Source organism: Gaiella sp., assembly GCF_039915195.1.
In the GTDB taxonomy this organism is placed as follows: Bacteria; Actinomycetota; Thermoleophilia; order Gaiellales; family Gaiellaceae; genus Gaiella.
Map to the genome: position 1 here is coordinate 1 of NZ_JBDSNT010000121.1, position 6,031 is coordinate 6,031.

Here is a 6,031-nt window from a genome sequence, read left to right on the forward strand (position 1 = left end):
TCGGCCGCCTCGTAAGCCTCTGGGTGGCAGGCCTGGCGATTGCGACTCCGTGGATGGTGCTGTCGTCGTTCCTGCTGACGGAGGTCGTTGCCTACCCGGCATTCTGCTGGGCTGTTCTGGCATTGAGCGTCGCGGTCGATCGGAAGGCGGTGCGCTTCGACGCGGTTGCCCTTGCCTCGATCGGGGTCGCGATCCTGGCCCGCACGCAGTTCGCGGTTCTCCTCGTCGTGTTCGGCGTTGCCGTAATCGCTGAAGCGTTGCTGGAAGCCTCCGGATCGGGCGCACGAGGTCGAGAGATACCCCGATCGGCCGTGGCGAACCTGGTCAGAACGAGGAGGGTTCTGCTGGGCGTCTACGCCGGGGGAGCGGTCGCACTCGTCGCTGCGTTGATCATCGGGGGCGCGGGCGCGGTTCTCGGCTCGTACTCCGTGACCGCGAGCGACATCCGCGTAAATCTCGACCTCGTGCGGTTGACGGCGGAGCATCTCGCGTCGCTCGCCCTGGCGACCGCGATCCTGCCGTTCGTCGTCGGGGCTGCCTGGCTCGTCGACCGGTTGCGGCCCTCGGCTCCGCCGGCTGCACGTGCGTTTGCCTCGGTCGGGTGCGCGGCCATCATCCTGCTCGGCGTCGAGGTGGCATCGTTCAACCAGCGTTTCGCCGCCGGCCAGGTGAACGATCGCTACGTCTTCTATGTACTTCCATTGGTTCTCGTGGGACTGGGTGCGTCCCTCGTCTCGCGCTCCTGGCCGAGGTGGTGGGCGTGGATCGTGCCGCTCGGCGTCGTCGTTGCTGGGCTCGCCACCCGGCCGCTGCCGGTCTACGAAAAGCTGAACGTCGACTCTCCCGTCGCGATCCTGCACGATCAGCTCCTCCGCCTGACGGGCTCCGTCTACTGGGCTCACGTCGCCCTGCCGCTTGCCAGCATCGTTCTCGTCGCCCTGCTCGTCGAGCTGACGGTTTTCCTCCCGAGGCGCGTCGTGGTCGTAACGCTTGCCGCTCTCGTCACGATTGCCCTTCCCGGCGGCCTCGTCTACGCGTTCGACCGCCTGTTCTCGGTCAACGGCACGAACGGGTTGCCGGTTACGCTCGACCAGGGGGTGGTCTTCAACTGGGTCGACCGAAGTGTCGGCCCGCAGGGTCGGGTCACGGTGTATCAGTACCCCGTCAACAGCCCCGATTACTGGGCCGGCGTCGCGTACTGGTGGGACGCCGAGTTCTGGAACGAGAGCGTTGTCGTCATGCGCGACTTCGGAGCGGGGACGGAGGAAGATGCGCCGTGGGCGAGCACGTTCGACTCGACGAGCGGTGCCGTGCTGCAGCCCGGGTCGACGGGATACGTCGTCTCGCACGGCTCCGACGTCCGTTTTCGGCTCGCAGCTCGGCAGGTCACCTTCGAGCGAGGCGCCTATCTGCTGCAGCCGCAGGTTCCGTGGCGGGCTGAGTGGGTGACGAGCCAGATCTACGGGGACGGCTGGACGAAGCCGCACGTTCCCGTGCGAATCAGGGTGTACGCGAAGCCCGGCCAGCAGACAGCTCTGAGACGGTTCCTCACCCTTTCCGTCGCGTCACCCGCCCCGCTCGAGCCAAGGCCCCTGACGATCCGCTCCAACCTCGACGTCTGGAACGGATTCATCCCCCCTGACGGGTCGATCGACCGCGGAACGTCCGTCTGTGTGCCACCCGGCGGGTACGCGGACGTCGAGATCGAGACGCCCCACGTCTCGGACGTGTACCGCGATCCGACCGAGGCGCCGCTCACCGGAGAGACCGACAGGCCGGTCGGCGTCCTACTGCGCTCGATTGCGGTCGCCGACGAGACGGAGCTGGCCGCGAGCTGCCCCGCTGAGCCGTTTCGCTCCTAGAGGAGCCTGTCGACCGAGTAGACTGCGCGCGCCATGGCGAGCATTCACGAGGAGGAGCTGCACGAGCCCCTGGAGTGGGATTCCCCGCTCTACCGCACTGCGATCGCGCAGTACGACCAGGCCGTTCCCCATGCCGACATCGACCCCGATGTTGCCGAGCGACTGCGGTTCCCCGAGCGCGCGTTCATCGTCAGCTGCCCGGTGCGGCTCGACACCGGACAGCGCGTCGTTTTCCCCGGTTACAGAGTCCAGCACTCGAGCGTTCTCGGCCCGACCAAGGGCGGCATCCGCTACGACCCAGAGGTCACACTCGGTGAGTGCGCCGCGCTCGCGGTCTGGATGACCTGGAAGTGCGCACTGCTGCGCCTCCCGTACGGCGGCGCGAAGGGCGGCGTGCGCTGCAGCCCCCGGCAGATGTCGCAGGGCGAGCTGGAGCGCCTGACGCGTCGCTTCACGTCCGAGTTGCTCCCGATCATCGGCCCCAAGGAGGACATTCCGGCGCCCGACATGGCGACGAACGAGCAGACGATGGCGTGGATGATGGACACCTATTCGATGCAGATGGGACATGCAGTGCCGGAGATCGTGACGGGCAAGCCGATCTCGATCGGCGGCTCGGTGTTCCGTCACGAGGCCACGGGCGCAGGCGTGGTGATGACGGTCGCTCGCGCCTGTGACCGGCTGGGTTGGAGGCTCGCCGACCAGCGATGCGTCGTCCAGGGCTTCGGCAACGTGGGCGGGATCGCGTCGCACGAGCTCGTGGAGAGAGGCGCGACCGTGATCGCCGTCTCGGACGTCTCCGGCGGTGTCTACGACCCGGCCGGACTGGACATCGCGACGATGAGCGCGTACGCGAAGGAGCACGGCTCGCTCGAGGGCTGGCCGACGGGAGCGCGGATCTCCAATGAGGAGCTGCTCGAGCTCGAGTGCGACATTCTCGTGCTCGCGGCCCGCGAGAACCAGGTCACGCTCGAGAACGCACCGAACCTGCGGTGCAAGCTGATCGCGGAGGGCGCGAACGGGCCGATCTCACTCACCGCCGACGCGATCCTGAGCGAACGCCGAATCCCGATTCTGCCGGACGTCCTGACGAACGCGGGCGGCGTCACGGTGTCGTATTTCGAGTGGGTACAGGATCTCGGCCGTCTCTTCTGGGGCCGCGACGAGATTCGTGCGAAGCTCTCGGAGAAGCTGAACGACGCATTCGACCGCGTCTGGGAGATCTCGACGGAGAAGGACCTCACGTTGCGCACGTCCGCTCTCGTCGCGGGGATCAAGGACGTGGGGGCGGCGCTCGAGGCGCGCGGGCTGTACCCGTGACGACCGAGCGCGTTCGTGACGCGATGATCTCCGACCCGCGTTCCCTGTCGGGGACGGCGTCGGCGCAGGAGGCCGGGAAGGTGCTGACGCCGCCCGAGGTTCGTGCGGTCTACGTCGTCGATGCGGACGGGGCTCTCACGGGCGTGCTGACGCGCAAGACGCTCGTCGCCAAGGTGGTTGCAGAAGGGCTCGACCCGAGCAGGACGGCGATCGGGGCACTTGCCGAGGAGCCGTACTACACGATCGACGCCGATACGCCACTCGACCAGGCATTCCACTTCCTCGAGGAGCACGACGCGGAGCGCGTTCCGGTGGTCGAGCAAGGCCGGCTCGTCGGTGTCCTCTCGCGGAGCGTGTTGCAACGACGCCTTGCCGAGGACGAGGAGCCGGACGCCCCGGGCAACGCGTGAGCCCGATCGACGTCGCGAAGGCCCGGCGTGAGACGCCCGGCTGCGAGTCCGTCGTCCACCTGAACAACGCAGGCGCGAGCCTCATGCCGGATGTGGTGCTCCAGGCAGTGATCGAGCACCTCGAACTGGAAGCACGAATCGGCGGCTACGAAGCGGCGGCCCGCGAGCATGACCGGGTCGAAGCCGTCTACGACTCCGTCGCCCGCCTCCTCGGCTCCTCGCGCGACGAGGTGGCGATCATCGAGAACGCGACCCGTGCCTGGGACATGGCGTTCTACTCTGTCGACTTCCAGCCGGGGGACAGGATTCTCACGTGCGGGGCAGAGTACGCATCGAATTACATCGCGCTGCTCCAGGTCGCGAAGCGCACGGGCGCCGTCGTTCAGGTGATTCCCGATGACGAGCACGGTCAGATCTCCGTGGCGGCGCTGGAGGTCGAGCTCGCACGCGGGGCGCGACTCGTGTCGCTCGTGCACGTTCCCTCGCAGGGAGGGCTCATCCAGCCTGCCGCCGCGGTCGGCCGCCTCTGCCGCGCGGCCGGCGTGCCCCTTCTGCTCGATGCCTGCCAGTCCGTCGGCCAGCTTCCGACCAACGTGGGTGAGCTCCAGTGCGACATGCTGTCCGCCACGGGGCGCAAGTTCCTCCGTGGCCCGCGCGGAACGGGCTTTCTCTACGTGCGGAGGGAGCTGATCGAGCAGCTCGAGCCTCCGTTCCTCGATCTGCATGCCGCCGAGTGGACCGGTCGAGAGACGTACGTGATGCGCGAGGACGCGCGGCGCTTCGAGAATTGGGAGACGAGCTATGCCACGAAGCTCGGCCTCGGGGCGGCCGTCGACTACGCGCTCGGCTGGGGGCTCGATCCAATTGCCGATCGTGTTCAGGGCCTTGCGGCGTCGCTGCGGACGCAACTCCAGTCATTGCCGGGCGTTGACGTGCAGGATCAGGGCGTCGAGAAGTGCGGCATCGTCACGTTCACGGTCGAGGGCGTGACCGCGCAGGCCGTCGTCGCCCGGCTCTCCGCGGAGGGAATCAACGTCTCGCTGACGCCCGCGTCGTACAGCCGCCTCGATCTAGGTGGCCGCGGGCTCGAAGCGGTTGTGCGTTCCTCCGTCCACTACTACAACACGGATGAGGAGATCCAGCGGCTCGTTGACGTCGTGGCGCTGCGATGAGCGGGGGAGGCTGAAGCGGGTTGTGCCGGCGGGTGGTTGCGGGGTGAGGCACTCTAGCGAGGCATGGGGTGAGGCACTCCAGCGAGGCATGGGGTGAGGCTTTAGCCTCACCCGCACGTCAGTGACGTTGTTCGACCTCGCGCAGGTAGCTGAGCGAGGCGTGGCGGTAGCCGGGCGTTGCGCGAAGCCGCATCAGGTCGTCCTCGATCATCTCCCGGTAGGCGTGGCGCCCACGATCGAGGTCGTTGTTCCCGAGCCACGCCAGCAGCCCGTCCGCGCGCACCAGCTTCAGCGGTTCGAGGCCCGCAAGCTCCCGGTGGGTCGTCCAGAGCCATTCCGAGGGGTGCGCACACAGTCCTGCCCGGACGGGATTCAGGGCGACGTATGACGCCCCGACGAGGAGGTGCTCGTTCGTGGTCACCCGCGTCGACCAGAAAGGGCTTCGGAAGAGATGACCTTCGCGCGCGTGCCGCATGTTGAACCAGCGGGCATAGCTGCCGAGGAGCTGTCGCATCCCTTCGCCAAGGTTCGGCACCTCTGTCCGCACAAACGTGTGGAAATGAGTACCGAGCAGGCAAGCCGCGATGCAATCCCACTCGCAGGTCTTGCAGACGATCTCGAACCCACTCCAGAGTCGTTCCGCGTCGATCCGGTCGAGCACGATCCGGCACCGCCCGTTTCCCTGGAATACGACGTGGTGGACGGCTCCTGGAGCTTCGGAGCGGGGCTGTCGGGGCATGATGCCATGGTCTGCCGAGCTCGTCGAGTTGACAAGTGTTCTCACGGGACGTGGCTGCTGCGGACAGAAATGCGGGTGAGGCTGAAGCCTCACCCCTCACCCTGGCACGCGAAAGGTAAAGGCGGCGGGCCCAGCACAGCACCCGCACTTCTCAGGGGAGGGGAAGTGCCGTAGCCGCAATCGCCAGGCCCGCCAGGCCGTGCGGGAGTCTACGACATGGGATCGGAGCACGTCGTGCGACCTGACTGCAGAAACCGATAGCGTCGTGCCATGCTTCGCCTTGCCGAGATCCTCCTCGAGCCTCGTCCCACTGACGCCTGGGCGCAGCTGCGCCAGCTCGGGATCACGGACGCGACGGGCGTCCTCCCGCGCGGCTCCGTCGACTGGCGCGCCCACGCGCCCGAGCAGCCGTGGGAGCTCTGGCCGCTGACGCTCTACCGTCAGCTCGTCGAGGACGCGGGCTTTCGCCTCACCGTGCTCGAGGACAACCCGCCTATGGACAGGCTCCGGCTCGGGCTCCCCGGCAAG

General features: G+C 67.6%; 6 protein-coding genes. 5 read left to right on the top strand and 1 reads right to left on the bottom strand.

Features of this window, described 5'->3' with window-relative positions:
- The 4 genes from ABIR74_RS11665 to ABIR74_RS11680 form a co-directional block, all read left to right on the top strand.
- Positions 1 to 1,862 (top strand): hypothetical protein (locus tag ABIR74_RS11665; RefSeq protein ID WP_348178282.1); only part of this gene is annotated, 1,862 nt, incomplete at its 5' end.
- A 33-nt stretch (positions 1,863 to 1,895) separates the two neighbouring features.
- Positions 1,896 to 3,182 (top strand): Glu/Leu/Phe/Val dehydrogenase, encoded by a 1,287-nt coding sequence (locus tag ABIR74_RS11670; protein WP_348178284.1) that lies wholly within the window; start codon positions 1,896 to 1,898, stop codon positions 3,180 to 3,182.
- Positions 3,179 to 3,592 (top strand): CBS domain-containing protein, encoded by a 414-nt coding sequence (locus ABIR74_RS11675; protein ID WP_348178286.1) that lies wholly within the window; start codon positions 3,179 to 3,181, stop codon positions 3,590 to 3,592. The genes ABIR74_RS11670 and ABIR74_RS11675 overlap by 4 nt, the downstream gene beginning before the upstream one ends.
- The gene (locus ABIR74_RS11680; RefSeq protein ID WP_348178288.1) at positions 3,589 to 4,764 is read left to right on the top strand and encodes an aminotransferase class V-fold PLP-dependent enzyme; all 1,176 of its coding nucleotides are present in this window, start codon (positions 3,589 to 3,591) and stop codon (positions 4,762 to 4,764) included. The genes ABIR74_RS11675 and ABIR74_RS11680 overlap by 4 nt, the downstream gene beginning before the upstream one ends.
- A 118-nt stretch (positions 4,765 to 4,882) precedes the next feature.
- On the opposite strand, the gene ABIR74_RS11685 is transcribed toward ABIR74_RS11680, so the two are convergent.
- Complete coding sequence (locus ABIR74_RS11685) at positions 4,883 to 5,503, bottom strand: transposase (RefSeq protein WP_348178290.1); 621 nt, start codon at positions 5,501 to 5,503, stop codon at positions 4,883 to 4,885.
- A 270-nt stretch (positions 5,504 to 5,773) separates the two neighbouring features.
- On the opposite strand from ABIR74_RS11685, the gene ABIR74_RS11690 reads away from it, so the two are divergent.
- The coding region (locus tag ABIR74_RS11690; protein WP_348178292.1) for a mannonate dehydratase at positions 5,774 to 6,031 on the top strand (258 nt) is incomplete at its 3' end.

Coding starts and splice junctions, on each gene's coding strand:
- ABIR74_RS11670 (WP_348178284.1), top strand. CDS start 1,896: ATGGCGAGCATTCACGAGGAGGAGCTGCACGAGCCCCTGGAGTGGGAT.
- ABIR74_RS11685 (WP_348178290.1), bottom strand. CDS start 5,503: ATGCCCCGACAGCCCCGCTCCGAAGCTCCAGGAGCCGTCCACCACGTC.